The organism is Microbulbifer agarilyticus S89 (assembly GCF_000220505.1).
In the GTDB taxonomy this organism is placed as follows: Bacteria; Pseudomonadota; Gammaproteobacteria; order Pseudomonadales; family Cellvibrionaceae; genus Microbulbifer; species Microbulbifer agarilyticus_B.
This window is the reverse complement of record NZ_AFPJ01000025.1, coordinates 1-17,290: the sequence shown is the minus strand read 5'-3', so window position 1 is coordinate 17,290 and position 17,290 is coordinate 1. Positions and strand designations below refer to the sequence as shown.

The 17,290-nt window shown below is 57.2% G+C and carries 14 protein-coding genes and 1 tRNA gene; 14 read left to right on the top strand and 1 reads right to left on the bottom strand.

From position 1 onward, the window contains the following. The first annotated feature begins 45 nt into the window (after window positions 1-45). From AS89_RS0107330 to AS89_RS0107265, 14 genes are all read left to right on the top strand, one after another. Entirely contained in the window at window positions 46-1,422 is a 1,377-nt protein-coding gene (locus tag AS89_RS0107330; protein ID WP_010131844.1) for an SLC13 family permease, read from the top strand. 245 nt (window positions 1,423-1,667) lie between these two features. After that, entirely contained in the window at window positions 1,668-3,830 is a 2,163-nt protein-coding gene (locus AS89_RS0107325; protein WP_029249867.1) for a prolyl oligopeptidase family serine peptidase, read from the top strand. Between the two features lie 146 nt (window positions 3,831-3,976). Next, window positions 3,977-4,900: a MaoC/PaaZ C-terminal domain-containing protein gene (locus AS89_RS17130; protein WP_010131842.1), complete on the top strand. Its 924-nt coding sequence runs from the start codon at window positions 3,977-3,979 to the stop codon at window positions 4,898-4,900. Window positions 4,901-4,993: 93 nt separating this feature from the next. Beyond that, window positions 4,994-5,524, top strand: a complete 531-nt coding sequence (locus AS89_RS0107315; RefSeq protein ID WP_010131841.1) for a CinA family protein — start codon at window positions 4,994-4,996, stop codon at window positions 5,522-5,524. 176 nt (window positions 5,525-5,700) lie between these two features. After that, window positions 5,701-6,732, top strand: coding sequence for a recombinase RecA (recA, locus tag AS89_RS0107310; RefSeq protein WP_010131840.1), 1,032 nt, complete (start codon window positions 5,701-5,703; stop codon window positions 6,730-6,732). Between the two features lie 26 nt (window positions 6,733-6,758). Further along, on the top strand, window positions 6,759-7,265 hold the full coding sequence (locus AS89_RS0107305; protein ID WP_010131839.1) for a regulatory protein RecX: 507 nt from the start codon (window positions 6,759-6,761) through the stop codon (window positions 7,263-7,265). A 120-nt stretch (window positions 7,266-7,385) separates the two neighbouring features. After that, window positions 7,386-9,440 carry an amidohydrolase family protein gene (locus AS89_RS0107300; RefSeq protein ID WP_010131838.1) on the top strand — a complete coding sequence of 685 codons (2,055 nt, stop codon included), beginning with the start codon at window positions 7,386-7,388 and terminating at the stop codon, window positions 9,438-9,440. A 25-nt stretch (window positions 9,441-9,465) separates the two neighbouring features. Beyond that, on the top strand, window positions 9,466-10,944 hold the full coding sequence (gene glpK / locus AS89_RS0107295) for a glycerol kinase GlpK (protein ID WP_010131837.1): 1,479 nt from the start codon (window positions 9,466-9,468) through the stop codon (window positions 10,942-10,944). A gap of 177 nt (window positions 10,945-11,121) precedes the next feature. Beyond that, window positions 11,122-11,307: a Trm112 family protein gene (locus AS89_RS0107290; RefSeq protein ID WP_010131836.1), complete on the top strand. Its 186-nt coding sequence runs from the start codon at window positions 11,122-11,124 to the stop codon at window positions 11,305-11,307. A 94-nt stretch (window positions 11,308-11,401) separates the two neighbouring features. Further along, the gene (locus AS89_RS0107285; protein ID WP_029249865.1) at window positions 11,402-11,764 is read left to right on the top strand and encodes a histidine triad nucleotide-binding protein; all 363 of its coding nucleotides are present in this window, start codon (window positions 11,402-11,404) and stop codon (window positions 11,762-11,764) included. Between the two features lie 68 nt (window positions 11,765-11,832). Then, entirely contained in the window at window positions 11,833-14,445 is a 2,613-nt protein-coding gene (gene alaS / locus AS89_RS0107280) for an alanine--tRNA ligase (protein WP_010131834.1), read from the top strand. Window positions 14,446-14,601: 156 nt separating this feature from the next. Beyond that, the gene (locus AS89_RS0107275) at window positions 14,602-15,840 is read left to right on the top strand and encodes an aspartate kinase (protein ID WP_010131833.1); all 1,239 of its coding nucleotides are present in this window, start codon (window positions 14,602-14,604) and stop codon (window positions 15,838-15,840) included. Window positions 15,841-16,055: 215 nt separating this feature from the next. Continuing rightward, the gene (gene csrA, locus AS89_RS0107270; protein WP_010131831.1) at window positions 16,056-16,250 is read left to right on the top strand and encodes a carbon storage regulator CsrA; all 195 of its coding nucleotides are present in this window, start codon (window positions 16,056-16,058) and stop codon (window positions 16,248-16,250) included. Window positions 16,251-16,493: 243 nt separating this feature from the next. Next, window positions 16,494-16,583: transfer RNA gene (locus AS89_RS0107265), tRNA-Ser, on the top strand. A gap of 377 nt (window positions 16,584-16,960) precedes the next feature. Here the strand turns inward: AS89_RS0107265 and AS89_RS18630 are convergent. Further along, window positions 16,961-17,290: hypothetical protein (locus tag AS89_RS18630; RefSeq protein WP_237709652.1), on the bottom strand; the 330-nt coding region annotated here is incomplete at its 5' end.

The window sequence follows — 17,290 nt, the reverse complement described above, 5'->3', positions numbered from 1 at the left end:
GATGAGTGCCGCAAGCAGAGTGCGGCGAGAACGGAAAATAAGAAAATGCGTGTGCCAAAATCCTTGTTAATGCTGTTGGGGCCCTTGTTCTCCGTAGCCTGTTATTTTGCCCTGTCCGCAGCGGGTATGGCGTATCTGCCCGCGGTAACTGCGGCCATTACCCTGTTGACCGTCATCTGGTGGGTGACCGAAGCGATGCCGATTCCGGCCACGTCGCTGGTGCCATTTGTGCTGTTGCCTCTGTTTGGGGTGTTGGATCACAAGGGCGTGGCCGCCTCCTTGGGCAGCCATGTGATTCTGTTGCTGATGGGGGCGTTTATCCTCTCCAAAGCGCTGGAGAAAAGCGGTGCGCACGAACGGCTCGCACTCTACATGCTGCGTGTGGTGGGGCTTACCAGTGGGCGGCGTCTGGTGCTGGGCTTTATGCTCGCGGCAGGTCTGCTGAGTATGTGGATCTCCAACACCGCAACCACCTTGATGATGCTGCCCATCGCGCTCGCGATTGCCTCCCGTACCGACAACCACCGCCTCACCGTCGCCCTGATTCTGGGCATCGCCTACGCGGCGAGTCTCGGCGGGGTAGGTAGTCCGCTGGGCACACCGCCCAACGTGATTTTTATGGGAATTTACGAGGAAGTGACGGGCCGCGAATTCAGTTTTGCCCGCTGGATGAAGATCGGACTGCCGGTGGTATTGATCACCTTGCCACTGATGGCGCTGTGGCTTACCCGCGGGATTCATCTGCACAAGTCTCTCGAAGCGCCCGCTGTTGGCCCCTGGCGCCCGGAAGAGGCGCGCACCCTGGCGGTGTTCGGGGTGGCCATCTTGTTTTGGGTAACCCGCAATGAACCGTTTGGTGGCTGGAGCGACCTGCTGGGGGTTCCCGACGCGGGTGATAGCACGGTCGCGCTGGCGGCGGTGGTGCTGATGTTCCTGATTCCAAACGGCAAGGGCGGGCGACTGCTGGATTGGCAGACGGCCGAGAGTATTCCCTGGGGCATGCTGCTGCTGTTTGCCGGTGGTATCGCCATCGCCAAAGGTTTCTCAGCGTCGGGCCTGAGCGACATGATGGGGCAGGGGCTGAATTTCCTGACCACCATGCCGCTTTGGTTAATGATGATTCTGCTCTGCCTGTCGGTCACTTTCCTCACCGAAATTACCAGCAATACGGCCACCGCCACGTTGTTGATGCCGATCCTCGCGGTGGTCGCCACCAGTGCTGGGTTCGACCCCATGGTGCTGATGATTCCCGCCGCCATGTGTGCCAGCTGTGCCTTTATGCTGCCGGTGGCGACGGCGCCCAATGCCATCGCCTACGGCACCGGCAAACTGCGTATCCAGGAGATGGTTCGCGAGGGGGCCGTGCTCAGTGTGCTGGCGTCGCTGGTCATCGCCGGTGTCTGTGGGGCGATGTTGGTGTAGATTTCTCTCGGAATAATATCTGGCCTCTAGGGCCTGGGTGGTCGAATACTCTTCAGGGTTTCGCTTTTTCCAGATAATGGTTTGCCAGATGCCGCCCGGTACCAATTCCTTGATTCATCCGCAGGAATTCGGTTTGCTAGTCGCCCCAGATACTGGCGCAGTTTCTTGCGCGGATACTTGCTCGCCCAAGTATTTGCAGGATTACTCGCTTAATCGTTTATTCACCAGCCGAAGGAATCTCAAACGTGAAAAAAATAACCATCTTGGCGGCCGCCGGCGTATTGGCAGCTTGCTCGGGAGAGTCCCAAGACGTGGCGAAAGAGGCTGATACGGCCCAGCCCGTTGCCGCAGTGGCGTTGGCCTACCCGGAAACCCGTATGGGCGAAGTGGTGGATACCTATTTTGACACTGAAGTGGCTGATCCTTACCGCTGGTTGGAAGACGATCGCAGTGCCGAGACCGAGGCCTGGGTGAAAGAGCAGAACGCGGTAACCTTTGGTTATCTGGATCAGATTCCTTACCGGGATACGCTGAAGCAGCGCCTCGAGGCCCTGTGGAACTACGAAAAAGTAGGTTCGCCGTTCAAGGAAGGCGACTACACCTATTTTTATCGCAACGATGGTTTGCAGAACCAGTATGTGGTGTGGCGCAAGAAGGGCGACGGCGAAGCGGAAATTTTCCTCGACCCGAATACCTTCAGCGAGGACGGCACCACCTCGCTGGCGACCCTGAAGTTTTCCAAAGATGGCCGCATCGCCGCGTACTCTGTATCCGAAGGTGGCAGTGATTGGCGCAAGATCTTCATCATCGATGCCGAGACCAAAGAAGTCCTTGAGCAGCCGCTGGTCGACGTGAAGTTCTCCGGTATTTCCTGGAAAGGGAATGAGGGCTTTTACTATTCCAGTTATGACAAGCCCGATGGTAGTGAGCTGTCGGCAAAAACCGACCAGCACAAGCTGTACTACCACAAGCTGGGCCAGCCGCAGTCGCAAGACACGCTGGTATTCGGCGGCACCGAGGAAGAAAAGCGTCGCTACGTCTCTGGTGTGGTGACCGAAGATGATCGCTTCCTGGTCATTTCCGGGGCGACCTCCACTTCCGGCAACGACCTGTTTATTCGCGATCTCACCAAGGCGGATGCGCCGCTGGTACCGGTGCTCACGGATTTCGACTCCGACACCTATGTGATCGACAACCAGGGTAGCAAGCTGTTCCTGGTGACCAACCGCGAAGCACCCAACAAGAAAGTTGTTACCGTAGATGCCGCCAATCCAGCGCCGGCGAATTGGCAGGACTTTATCGGTGAAACCGACAACGTATTGACGGCGTCCACCGGCGGTGGCTATTTCTTCGCCGAGTACATGGTCGATGCACTGTCCAAAATTTACCAGTACGACTACGACGGTGAAAAAGTCCGTGAAATTGCCCTGCCGGGGCCAGGTAGTGCGTCTTCCTTGGGCGGCAAGCGTGAAGACACCACCCTGTACTACTCCTTCACTAACTACAAAACACCTTCCACGATTTTTGCGTTTGACGTAGCCGAAGGTGAGTCGTCCGTATACCGGGAGTCCGGTGCCCAGTTTGATCCGTCAGCGTACGAGTCCAAGCAGGTGTTCTACACCTCCAAAGATGGCACCCGCGTGCCGATGCTGATTACCCACAAGAAAGGCCTGGAGCTTGATGGCAAGAACCCGACCATTCTGTACGGCTATGGCGGCTTCAACATCAGCCTGACGCCATCATTCAGCATTACCAATGCGGTGTGGATGGAGCTTGGTGGTGTTTACGCGGTACCCAACCTGCGCGGTGGCGGTGAGTACGGCAAGCGCTGGCACGATGCCGGTACCAAGCTGCAGAAACAGAATGTGTTCGATGACTTCATCGCCGCCGGTGAATTCCTGATCGATCAGGGCTACACCTCCAGCGATTATCTGGCGATTCGCGGCGGCTCCAATGGCGGCTTGCTGGTGGGTGCGGTCATGACTCAGCGTCCCGAGCTGGTCCAGGTTGCGCTGCCCGCGGTGGGCGTTATGGATATGCTGCGGTACCACACCTTTACCGCCGGCGCCGGTTGGGCCTACGACTATGGCACCGCGGAAGAGAGTGAAGAAATGTTCCAGTATCTGAAGGGTTACTCGCCGGTGCACAACGTGCAACCAGGCACTGAGTACCCGGCGACACTGGTAACCACGGCCGATCACGATGACCGTGTTGTGCCGGCGCACTCGTTCAAGTTCGCCGCCGAACTGCAGAGCAAGCAGGCCGGCGCTGCGCCGACCCTGATCCGTATTGAAACCAATGCCGGCCATGGTGCCGGTACCCCGGTCTCGAAGATTATCGAGCAGTACGCGGATATCTTCGGCTTCACCCTGTTCAACATGGGTATCTCCGAGCTGCCGGAGAGCTGATCGCCGGGCGTCCTGTCATTGTTTCGGCATCTTTGACAGGCAAAATGATGAGCCGGGCGGAGTGGTGTGACCGAATGGTCTCTAGCTAGCCACTCTGGCCCGGGTTATTATCTGCAGCTATCAGACTTATGCCGAGAATTATCGCTGTGCCCAAGGCAACCCACAGATCTTCTCCTCTTCATATCGAGCTCAATGCCCGTCCGGCGGTACTGCCGCTGTACTTCCGCGCCCTGACTGCGCGCAAGAAGCGTACCCCCCTGGCACCCAATCGCTCTGTTCTGGCCAGCGTCAGCCTGCGTGAGCAGCGCGTGGATCGCGAGCGCGTGCGTGCCTACTGCGATGTGTGTGGCTTTGCCGCGGGGACTGATCTGCCGGCAACTTACCCGTTTGTGCTGGCCATGCCCCTGCACTTAAAGCTGCTTGTCTCCGATGCCTTTTCTTTCCCGGTCCTCGGTATGGTGCATCTGCGCAACCAGATTACCCAGCACCGGCCCATCCGGGTTGAAGAGCCCATGGATATCCACTGTGATTTGCTGGCTCCGGTGCCGGTGAAGCGCGGATACGAGTTTGCCCTGGTGACCCGGGTCAAGGTGGGGGGCGAGCTGGTATGGGAGTGCGAGAGCGCGATGCTGGTGCGCGGCAAGCACGGCGACAAAGACGCCCCGAAGCACGCGAACCTGGCGCCGTTCCCGCAGGACACGCCCGATATGGCGGGGGCCGCGAGTATTCCCTGGTCCATTTCGGAGGCAGCCGGGCGCAGCTACGCCAAAGTTTCCGGTGATTGGAACCCCATTCACCTGTTTGCTTCCTCGGCGCGCCTGTTCGGTTTCTCAAGCGCGATTGTGCACGGTATGTGGACCAAAGCTGCCTGTCTCGCCGCTTTGGAATCGGAGGCGTGTGAGCAGGGCCTGCCGGCGGCCTTCCGTATGAGTGTGGAGTTCAAGCGCCCGGTGTTACTGCCGGCATCGGCGCAATTCCTCTACACTCGAGGCGACGGCGGCACCGGTTTCCGGGTCCAGGACCCGAGTGGCAAGACCCTGTATCTGAATGGGCAGTTGCAACCGCTGTAGCCGCTTTTGTGCCAGGGGGCACAACCTCAGTCACCAGGCGCATTTAGCATGCGTATATAGATTGTCTCGAGCATATTTGGAAAAGGATATTTGGTGGAAGAGAGCACAGCGCAGCAAGGGTCGTTGGCCAAGAGCCTTGCGGCAAATCTTGGCGCGGAGTTGACCCGGCTGGGGTGGAAGGTTACCACCGCTGAATCCTGTACCGGTGGCGCCATTGCCGCAGCAATTACCTCGGTAGCCGGTTCATCCGGCTGGTTTGATGGCGCCCTGGTATCGTATGCCGATCGCATCAAGCGCAATTTCCTCGGCGTCGATCAGCGCGCGCTGGACACCGATGGCGCCGTCAGCGAAACGGTGGTTCGACAGATGGCGGTGGGGGTGCTGAACCGCCTCGATGCCAACGTTTCGGTTGCGGTTAGCGGCATTGCCGGGCCCGACGGGGGCAGCGAAGAGAAGCCTGTGGGTACCGTATGGATTGCATGGGCACATGGCGAGGGGCAGGAGCCTCTGGAAGTCAGGGCCCGTTGCTTGCAGCTTGCGGGCAGTCGTGCGGAAATCCAGGTGCAAACGGTGGTTGCCGCCCTCGAGGGCCTGCTGGCCATCACCCAAAGCCACACTCGCTGACCAGGGTTGGCACCTTTGTCCCACCTTGCTGTACAAAAACCGAGCGCTGTAAAATCAATACCGCCCATTCCCGATTACTGGTTGCTTATACAGTAATTTTTCACTAAGCTCCTTCCCCAATAGCAGTATCAATTGCAGTATTTCTCACCAATTTTCAGGTACACATGGGAAGGGTCATGGATTCCAATAAAGACAAGGCTTTACAGGCGGCGCTGTCTCAGATCGAGCGTCAGTTCGGCAAAGGCACCGTTATGCGCATGGGAGACAAGGAGCGCGAGCGTATCCCTGCGATCTCCACCGGTTCTCTGGGACTGGACGTAGCCTTGGGTATTGGCGGCCTGCCCCGTGGACGTATTGTCGAGATCTACGGTCCGGAATCTTCCGGTAAAACCACCCTGACCCTGCAGGTGATCGCGGAAGCACAGCGCAAAGGCGGTACCTGTGCTTTCGTCGATGCGGAACACGCACTGGACCCGATTTACGCGGAAAAGCTCGGCGTTAATGTGGACGAACTGATCGTATCCCAGCCGGACACCGGTGAGCAGGCGCTGGAAGTGGCCGATATGCTGGTGCGCTCTGGCGCGGTAGACGTATTGATTGTCGACTCCGTGGCGGCACTGACACCGCGCGCGGAAATTGAAGGCGAAATGGGTGACTCACACGTTGGCCTGCAGGCCCGCCTGATGTCCCAGGCCTTGCGTAAACTCACCGGTAACATCAAGAACACCAACACCCTGTGTGTGTTTATTAACCAGATTCGTATGAAGATTGGTGTGATGTTCGGTTCCCCGGAGACCACCACCGGTGGTAACGCGCTCAAGTTCTACTCCTCTGTTCGTCTGGATATCCGTCGTATCGGCTCCGTGAAAGAAGGCGATGAGGTGGTGGGCAACGAAACCCGCGTTAAGGTCGTGAAGAACAAGGTGGCGCCGCCCTTCAAGCAGACCGAGTTCCAGATCATGTACGGCCAGGGTATTAACCTGATTGGTGAAATCATCGACTACGGCGTGAAGCTGGGTCTGGTGGATAAAGCCGGTGCCTGGTACAGCTACAAGGGCGATAAGATTGGCCAGGGCAAGGCCAATGCGGTGAAGTTCCTCAAGGAAAATGTGGATATCCGCAATGAAATCGAAGGCCAGCTGCGTGCCCAGCTGCTCGGCGATATGACGCCGGTCACTGAAGACGCTGAGGAAGTATCAGAGGGCTGATTTTAGTCCCTGTATCATTTACTTCAGTGTTTTCCACTCCCGACCCCGCTCAGGCGCTGTTCACCGCAGCGCTTGAGCTGCTATCCCGACGTGATCACTCGCGTCGCGAGCTTACCCAAAAGCTCTCTCCCAAATTCCCCGATGCGGATTTTTCAGCCCTGTTCCTGCGGCTGGAAGAGCTCAACTATCAATCCGACCAGCGCTTTGCGGAGATGTTCGCCCGCTCCCGTGTGCAGCGTGGGCACGGCCCCCTGCGTATCCGCCAGGATCTACAGCAGCGCGGTATCCCCAGCAGTATGGCCACAAGCGCGATCGACACTCTCGACACAGACTGGTTCGAGTTGGCCCACTCGGTATTGCAGCGCAAGTTTGCCAGTCGCGGTGCGGTGGCAAGCCTGAAGCGCGAGCAGCAGATGCGTGAGCGTGCGCGACGTCAGCGCTTCCTTGCCTACCGGGGCTTCTCGGCAGATGCCATCGGTTATGCGTTGGATACGTTAGAGCGCGAAGCAGTCAGTGGCGAAGGCCTGCCCTGAGGCGCATTGACTCGTCAAAATGCCAAATACATACTTTGGCAAGGCCCGTATGACCCGCACAGGGCCTGCCGAAAAACGCCTATGCAATGCTGTCCCAATAATGATTACAAAGGACTTTCCATGCGCACATTAACCACCTTCCTGCTCCTGCTCGCTCTGTTTGGCTGTTCAAAACCGGCAGATGACGTGCAGGACACGAAAGAAAGTAAAACGGAAGAAACCTTTTCTGTCATGTTTGGTGGCACGACCGTGGGCGATATGACCGTCGTTCGCACTGGCAACCAGCTGCAGATCGATTTTGGCTTCAGCAACAATGGCCGCGGTGCCAGTAGCCAGGAAGCGCTCGTGTTAGGCGAGGGCGGTGTGCCCACCGAGTGGAAAATCACCGGCAAAACCACGTTTGGCAATGCGGTGGACGAAGAGTATGTGCGCACTGGAGATACCGCGCGCTGGCGCTCCGCATCCGGTGAGGGGCAGGCAGATGTATCCGCAAACCCCATCTATATCGCGCAAAACGCCAGTCCTTACGCTCTGTTTCTGTATACCCGGGCGGTGCTCGATGCCACTGGCGATCGCTATCCGGCCCTGCCGGCGGGTGATCTGGTTGTGACACCAAAGCGGGAGCTGCAATTAACAGGTGAAGATAAACAGCTCAGTGCCATCATGTATGCAGTCGGTGGTATCGATATGGATCCCCAGTACCTGGTGCTGGATACACAGCAGGAACTCGTGGCAATTGTGTCGCCACGGGCGGCATTTATTCGTCAGGGGCTGGAGGGTGAAGAAAAGCACTTGCGGGAGCTGGCCGCGTCACTGAACGCCGCCAGATTTGAAGAGATCGCCAGCCGTGTGACGCATCAGTACGAACAGCCGGTGCGCGTAAACAATGTCCGCATCTTCGATCCCAGCGCACTTGCGCTCACTCAGCCCGTGTCGGTATTGGTAAAAGATGGCGTAATCTCCGCGATTGACGGCGTCCAGGCCGGGCCAAACCCGGCTGAAGTCACCATCGACGGGGCCGGCGGAACATTGGTGGCCGGTTTGTATGAAATGCACGGCCACATGAGTGATAACGATGCACTGCTGAACGTGATTGCCGGTGTGACCTCTGTACGCGACATGGGTAATGAGTCAGATGTGCTGGAGTCGCTGATTGAAAAAATCGACAGCGGACAATTGATTGGCCCGCGCATTATCAAGAGTGGTTTTATCGAAGGCGTCAGTGAATACAGTAATTCAACCGGTGAATTGGCTCCGACCAAGGAAGATGCGCTGCAGCTGGTGCGGGATTACGCGGCCAAAGGTGGCTATACACAGATCAAGATTTACAGCTCGATGAATGGTGAGTGGATCCCGGATATTGCCAAAGAGGCCCACAAACTGGGTTTGCGGGTTGCCGGTCATGTCCCCGCATTTTATACCGCCGACCAGATGATTGAGGCTGGCTACAATGAGATCACCCATATTAACCAGTTGATGTTGGGGTGGGTGCTGACCCCGGAAGAGGACACCCGCACCTTGTTCCGCATTACGGGGATGAAGCGTTTTGTTGATCTGGATTTAACCAGCGACAAAGTCGCCAGGACCCTGGAGATGATGGTTGCAAACGATATTGCGCTTGATCCAACCACGGTGATTCACGAGCTTGGCATGACTTCGAGAAATGGCGTCACTCGCCAGGGCGCACTGGATTACATCGAGAATATGCCGGTCAGCGTGCAGCGCCGTGCCAAGGTTGCCATGCTCAACGTGGCCGATGAGGCGGAAGACCAGGCCTACAAGGCGGCTTACCAGAAAATCATCGATACTCTGGCACTGATGCATCAAAAGGGCATCTTGCTGGTGCCGGGCACCGACCTGGGTGGGGCTTTTGAGCAACACCGCGAGTTGGAGCTATTCCAGGAGTTTGGCATGAGTGCTGCGGAAGCATTGAAACGCGGCACCTATGATATGGCCGAGTATCTGGGGCATGCGGACACACTGGGGAGCATTGAAGTTGGCAAGCAGGCAGACTTCTTCCTGGTACCTGGCGACCCGACTCAGGATCTAAAGGCAATAAAAACCATCTCGATGGTGACCACTAATGGCAAGTTTTTCTATCCGACGGAAGTGTATCCGGAGTTTGGGGTCATGCCATTTACCGAGGCGCCCGCGGTACAAGAGGCGTCACTTTAATAGAGGATAACGGCAAGGAGCGCCCATGATTCTCTCTATTGACCAGGGTACCACCGGTACCACGGCTTTCGTCTTCGACCGCGACGGCAACCTGCGCGGGCGCAGTTACTCGGAGTTTTCCCAGTACTATCCGCAGCCGGGCTGGGTAGAGCACGACGCCAGTGAAATCTGGCAGGTCACACTCAAGGTGTGTGCCGCCGCTATCAAGCGTGCCGGAATCGAGCCGTCGGATCTCTCCGCGCTGGGCATCACCAACCAGCGTGAAACGACGGTCCTGTGGGACCGCGCAACCGGTGAGCCGGTGCACCGTGCGGTGGTGTGGCAGTGCCGCCGCTCTGCAGGTATTTGCCGTGAGTTGCGCAATGCCGGTGCCGAGTCCATGGTGCGGGCCAAAACCGGATTGCTGCTGGACGCCTATTTTTCCGCCAGCAAGCTGCGCTGGATATTTCGCGAATCACCCGAGCTACATCGCCGGGCAGAGGCCGGTGAGCTCTGTTTCGGCACCATCGATAGCTGGCTTATCTGGTGCTTTACCGGTGGCCGCCAGCACCTCACCGACCACACCAACGCCTGCCGCACCTTGCTCTACGATCTCGATCGCCGCCAGTGGGACAGGGAGCTGCTGCGGATGTTTGATTGCCCGGCCGCGATCCTGCCAGAGATTCGTCCCTCCGCGGGCAGCTTTGGTACCACCGATCCCGCCGTATTTCTCGGTGCCTCGGTACCCATTGCCGGGGTGGCCGGCGATCAGCAATCGGCGCTCTACGGGCAGGGCTGTTTCGAGCCTGGTTCCATGAAGAATACCTACGGCACCGGCTGTTTTTTGCTCGCCAGCGCGGGCCAAGAGCGCCCGCTGGTACCAGAGGGCATGCTGACCACCATCGGTTGCGATGCCAAAGGGGCGCCGCAGTTTGTGATCGAGGGTGCCGTGTTTAACGCCGGTGCGGCGGTGCAGTGGCTGCGGGATGATCTCGGCATCATTCATCAGGCGGCAGAATCCGAAAAAATGGCGCAGGAAATCCCCAATACGCGGGGTGTATATATGGTACCGGCCTTCAGTGGCCTGGGTGCTCCCTACTGGGATGCTGATGCACGGGGTGCCATCTTTGGCCTGTCGCGGGGCGCGGGGCGCGCCGAGATTGTCCGTGCAACACTCGAATCCATTGCCTATCAGAGTCACGAGCTGGCTGAGCTGATGGCGCGCACCCTTGGGGTTGAACTCGAGTGCCTGCGGGTCGATGGCGGAGCGAGCGCCAACAACTTCCTGATGCAGTTCCAGGCAGATATTTCCGACCTGCGCATTGAGCGCCCCCGTCAGATCGAGTCCACCGCGGTTGGGGCAGCGCTGCTCGCGGGAATTGGCGCTGGAATCTGGCAAAGCGAGGCGTTGCCGGCGTCGCTGCAGGATATCGAGCAGGATTTTCTACCGCAGATGTCGGCACAGACGCGTCAGGAGCTCCTCGCCGGGTGGCGCAACGCCGTCTCCGCCTGCCGCCACTTCTAGGCATCTCGCCACCGTCGCTTCCCCCGCCGGTAGACTGCGCGGGGGATTTCTCCCCTCAGTCGTGAAAACACCGAAAAAGCGTTGTACCATACGCGGTCATTTTTGGCCCTCCTAGGCCCCGGAGAGTCCCGTGAGTCGGGTTCTGGGGCGCCATCCGAGTGTTATTCCGAGATAGACATGGACAAGAAATTACTGAGTTTGTTGGTTTGCCCCGTCAGCAAGGCCCCTCTTGAATATCACGAAGAAACCCAGGAGCTGGTGTGCAAGGCGAGTGGCCTGGCTTACCCGATTCGCGATGGTATTCCAGTGATGCTGGAGTCTGAAGCGCGTCCCCTTACCACGGACGAAAAACTGGCCAAGTAACCTCGAGTGCTGACCACCGGCAAGACACTGGCGGGGTTTGCGCGGGGTTCCGGTGCAGCGCGCAGATGCCAAGGACGAGCAGGGCGGGACGAGCATGGAAGAAGTCAGCGTATTCAGCCGGATTATTGCCGGAGAGCTGCCGGCGCGGCGGCTGTATGAAGATGAGCTCTGTATCGTCATCGAGGACAGGGCCCCGCAGGCGCCAACGCATCTGCTGATCATTCCCCGTAAACCGCTGGTCAGCGTGGCCGACGCACGCCAGGAAGATGTACCACTGCTCGGTCATCTTATGTGGGTAGCATCGCAAATGGCGGAGCGCCTGCAGTTGCAAGATGGGTTTCGGCTGGTGGTCAACAATGGCCGCGGCGCCGGGCAGACGGTGTTCCATTTGCACATACATTTGCTCGCGCAGCGCAAGCTGCCCGAGGCAGGGCTCGCTGAAGACCTGCAAGATTGATTGAATAGTTGGCTCGGGAGTGACCCGGGGTCGATAAGAATTTACTGACGATTTGGAAGCAGCCTGTAATGAAGAGTGCACAGATACGCGAAGCATTTCTAAACTATTTCGCCGAGCAGGGACACACCCGTGTTCCCTCCAGCTCACTGGTGCCGGGTAACGACCCGACCCTGCTGTTCACTAATGCGGGCATGGTGCAGTTCAAAGATACCTTCCTGGGGCAGGAATCTCGCCCATACGTTCGCGCCGCCAGCTCCCAGCGCTGTGTGCGCGCCGGTGGTAAGCACAATGACCTGGAAAACGTGGGCTACACCGCGCGTCACCACACCTTCTTCGAAATGCTGGGTAACTTCAGCTTCGGTGATTACTTCAAGCGCGAAGCGATCAAGTTTGCCTGGGAATTCCTGACCAAGGAATTGAAGCTTCCGGAAGAGCGCCTGTGGGTGACCGTGCACATCAGCGATGATGAGGCAGCGGATATCTGGCTGAAAGAAATGGGCGTAAGTGCCGAGCGCTTCTCTCGCCTCGACGAAGACAATTTCTGGCAGATGGGGGATACCGGCCCCTGTGGTCCCAGCTCCGAGATTTTCTACGACCACGGCGCCGATGTGCCCGGTGGCCCCCCCGGATCGGAAAATGACGATCTCGACCGCTATATCGAGATCTGGAATCTGGTTTTCATGCAGTTCGAACGCTCCGCAGACGGCGAATTGCATCCGCTGCCCAAGCCTTCAGTTGACACCGGCATGGGCCTCGAGCGCATCGCGGCGGTGATGCAGGGCGTGCACTCCAACTATGAGATCGACCTGTTTCAGGCGCTGTTGAATGCGGCGGGCAAGGTTGTCGGTTGTTCCGATACCGAAGAAAAGTCCCTGCGTGTTATCGCGGACCATATTCGCTCCTGCTCTTTTCTGATTGCCGACGGGGTAATGCCGTCCAATGAAGGTCGTGGCTTCGTGCTGCGCCGAATCATTCGTCGCGCGGTGCGCCACGGACACAAGCTGGGTCACAAAGACATTTTCTTCTACAAGCTGGTCGCCGCGCTGGTTGCGGAAATGGGCGATGCCTACCCCGAGCTGAAAGAAAAGCAGTCCGTAATTGAAAACGCCCTGCGCAAGGAAGAAGAGCAATTCGCCAAGACCCTGGATAAGGGCCTGGCGCTGCTCGACGAAGCACTGGCTTCCCTTGAGGGTACGGAAATTCCCGGTGAGCTGGTGTTCACCCTGCACGACACCTATGGCTTCCCCACCGATTTGACCCAAGACATTGCCCGCGAACGCGGCCTGACTCTGGATATGGCGGGCTATGAAAAGGCCATGAATGCCCAGCGTGAGCGCGCCCGCGCAGCCGGTAAATTCAAGCAGGATTACACCGACACCGTCGAGCTGGACGGAGCCACCGAGTTCCTCGGCTACGACCGCGTCACCGAGCAAGGCAATGTGGTAGCCATTATCAAAGATGGCGAGCTTGTCGATCGCATTGCGGAAGGCGAGTCTGCAGCCATCGTGCTCGATCGTACCCCGTTTTATGCGGAGTCCGGTGGTCAGGTAGGCGATAGTGGTTACCTGCAGTCCGAGTCGGGCCGCTTCGAAGTGGCCGACTGCGTCAAGCATGGGGCCAACCACCTGCACCAGGGCAAGTTGCTCTCCGGAAGCCTGGCTGTCAGTGAAGTGGTAACCGCAGAAGTTGCCGGCGATGTGCGCCAGTCCACCGCGTTGAATCACTCCGCCACGCACCTGTTGCATGCCGCGTTGCGCAAAGTGCTCGGTGAGCATGTCACCCAGAAAGGTTCTCTGGTGGATTCCGAGCGCCTGCGTTTCGACTTTTCCCATCCGGAAGCGGTGACCAGCAAACAACTGCGCGCGATTGAGGCCCTGGTAAATAGTCAGATCCGTGCCAACACCGCGGTAGAAACCGAAGAGACCGATATTGAAACCGCGAAAGCCAAAGGGGCAATGGCGCTGTTTGGTGAAAAGTACGGTGACTCCGTGCGCGTGTTGACCATGGGTGAGCGCACCGATGGTGGTGCCTTCTCCGTAGAGTTGTGTGGCGGTACCCACGTTGCGCGCACCGGCGACATCGGCCTGCTGCGTATCGTTGCCGAAAGCGGCATTGCCTCAGGTCAGCGCCGTATTGAAGCGGTCACCGGCGCGCATGCACTGGCACTGTTTGATCTGGCCCAGCAGCGTCTCGATCATGCCGCAGCGCTGCTCAAGGCGCGCCCGGAAAATCTTGGTGAGAAGGTTGAGCAGCTGATCGCCAGCAATCGCAAGCTGGAGAAAGACCTCGCCAACATGAAAACCCGTCTCGCCAGTGGTGCAGGTGGCGACCTGACCAGCCAGGCGGTAGAAGTTGCGGGCGTTAAATTACTGGCAGCCTCGATTGATGGTGCCGATGCGAAGTCTTTGCGGGATCTGGCAGACCAGCTGAAAAACAAGCTGGGTAGCGGTGTACTGCTGCTCGCTGCACCGGGTGAAGAGAAAGTTGCCCTGGTGGCCGTGGTGACCAAGGACCTGACTGGCAGACTGGCAGCCGGCGATTTGATGCGTTTTGCCGCCGGTGAATTGGGTGGTAAAGGTGGTGGCCGCCCGGATATGGCCCAGGGCGGTGGTACCGATGTGGCTGCGTTGCCTGCGCTGATCAAAGCGATCCCGGAGTGGGTAGAAAACAATATCAAATGAAACTAACAGCCGATTGTTCCGGAGTTGGCAATCTTGTCGAATTTTTTCTGGGATAGTTTGCGTGTTTTCAGTTGATTTGCCCGCGGTTTGGTGATTAAGTGCGCGGCACCCGCGGATTTGGTGCCGCGTAGCAAGGTAGTAAGGAACACTAGAACGATGAGTTTGTTCGTACAGAAATACGGCGGCACTTCGGTAGGCTCCATTGAGCGTATTGAAGCGGTGGCCGACAAAGTGGCCGGGTTCAAAGCCCAGGGGCACGATATGGTTGTTGTTCTTTCCGCGATGAGCGGCGAGACCAACCGCCTGATCGGCCTGGCGAGCCAGATTCAGGAAAATCCTGATCCTCGGGAAATGGATGTACTGGTATCCACCGGCGAGCAGGTGACCATTGCCCTGTTGAGCATGGCGCTGAAGAAGCGTGGTTACGATGCGTGCTCCTACACTGGCGGCCAGGTAAAAATTCTTACGGACAACGCACATACCAAAGCGCGTATTCAAAGTATCGACGTGGAGCGTATGCGTCGGGATCTCGATTCCGGCAAGGTTGTGGTTGTTGCTGGTTTCCAGGGTGTGGATGAGGAAGGCAACATCACTACTTTGGGGCGCGGAGGCTCCGACACCACCGGCGTCGCCCTGGCCGCAGCGCTGGACGCCACCGAGTGCCAGATCTATACCGATGTTGACGGTGTCTACACCACCGACCCACGGGTTGTAGACAGCGCGCGCCGCCTGGATCGCATTACTTTTGAAGAAATGCTGGAAATGGCGAGCCTGGGCTCCAAGGTTTTACAAATTCGTGCGGTTGAGTTCGCCGGTAAATACAAAGTGCCGCTGCGGGTCCTCTCTACGTTTGATGAGGGCAACGGCACACTGATTAGTCTGGATGAGGAAGACAACGATATGGAACAGCCTGTAGTCTCCGGCATTGCGTTCAACCGTGACGAGGCAAAGCTCACAATCCGCGGTGTTCCCGATACCCCCGGCGTTGCCTGTCGTATCCTGGGGCCCGTGGGTGCGGCTAATATCGAAGTTGACGTAATCGTTCAGAACATCAGTGCCATTGACGGCACTACGGATTTCACCTTTACCGTGCACCGCAACGATTTGGGTAAGGCCCAGGGTGTATTGCAGCGCGTTGCTGACGAGCTGGGTGCGCGCGAAGTGGTGGCCGATGACAAGATTGCCAAGGTATCCATCGTCGGGGTTGGTATGCGCTCCCATGCCAATGTGGCATCGCGCATGTTCGAAGCGTTGGGGCAGGACAATATCAACATCCAGATGATCACCACCTCCGAAATCAAGATCTCGGTCATCATCGATGAGCGCTATCTCGAGCTGGCGGTGCGAGCGCTACACAGCGCGTTTGAGCTGTCTGAGTCCAAGATTACCGATTAACTATAACCAAACTGAAGGATCTTTCGGGCAACCATAACAATTCGGTTGCTTGGCGTGTGGTACGACCTATTGAGATTTTCCGCGTCTGGACGATACTGAATAAAGTGACGGACAAGATTCTCGGTTTGCGGCCTTCTCGGGTTATTATGATCCAAGGTGCGGACTAGGGATAACCGGTCGTACCAAATCACAGGATGATCAAGGAGATGTAGGTAATGTTAATTTTAACCCGCCGTATCGGTGAAACACTGATGGTTGGTGACAATGTGACGGTTACCGTATTGGGTGTGAAAGGCAACCAGGTACGAATCGGAGTCAACGCGCCAAAGGAAGTAGCGGTACACCGCGAAGAGATTTACCAGCGGATCCAGCGTGAAAAGCAATCCTCCAGTGAGGGAAGTGCCGACTGAGGGCTGGAGTATTCAGCGCAGTTTGCTGATGAAAAAAGGGTCGCTAGGCGGCCTTTTTTTGTGCCTGTATGATTTGTGAGCGCTTGTGAAGAAATCGCAAAAAGTTATTGATTCCCCATTGATTTTTGCCTCGCCGTTGGTATGATGCCGCTCACTTTCAGGAGCAAGACCAACTGTCCAAAAGCGCAGTTGTGGAATGCTTAAGTTCAGCAGCGTTTGATCGCTCTGAGCGAAAAACTGATTGGTGAGGTGGCCGAGTGGCTGAAGGCGCGCCCCTGCTAAGGGCGTATGGGTTAACACTCATCGAGGGTTCGAATCCCTCCCTCACCGCCATATTTAAAACACTCTCAATTGAGGGTGTTTTTTTATGTGTGAAGGTTGTGTTTTTAGTCTTCACGCAAGCGACGCTGGAATGGTGTTGAGGCGGCAAAAAAGTTTTCTAAAAACTCCTTGCCAGCCGATGATCTGCTCCGTATAGTTCGCGCCCTCGCTGCCGAGGCGGTAACGCAATCGGTGGTGAGAAGGTAAGTTAACCTTTTGATTTTCAACGAGTTTTTCTCGCAAAAATGAATTTCAAAAAGCGCTTGCCAAGGTCGAAACGGTCGCTATAATGCGCGCCACTTCAACGGAGTTGCCACGGTTTAAACGGTGCTTTTGTTGAGGGTTCGACGGGGCTCCAGGCGGTCCCCCAGTGCTGAAAACCAGGTCATTTATTTGCCGGTTTCCAGCGCTGAAAAAAGCTCTAAAAAAGAGCTTGCCAAACGAGATTGGCGCCATATAATGCGCGTCCTTCTCGGGGTCACCGAGAGGTTGATCGAGGCACTGGAAAGCGTTGATTTATAACGGTTTCGGAGCTTCAAAAAAGTCTGCGAAAAGCCTTGCTTCAGCGGATCGGATGTGTAGAATACGCGTCCCACAGTGATGGCCCAGCGCTGCACTGAGTTGTTTAAAAATTCGATCAAGCAATATGTGTGGGTGCTTGCGGAGCGACGGATCGACATCTGGTTTCGACCAGAAATAGATTTATCGGAAGCAAGTAG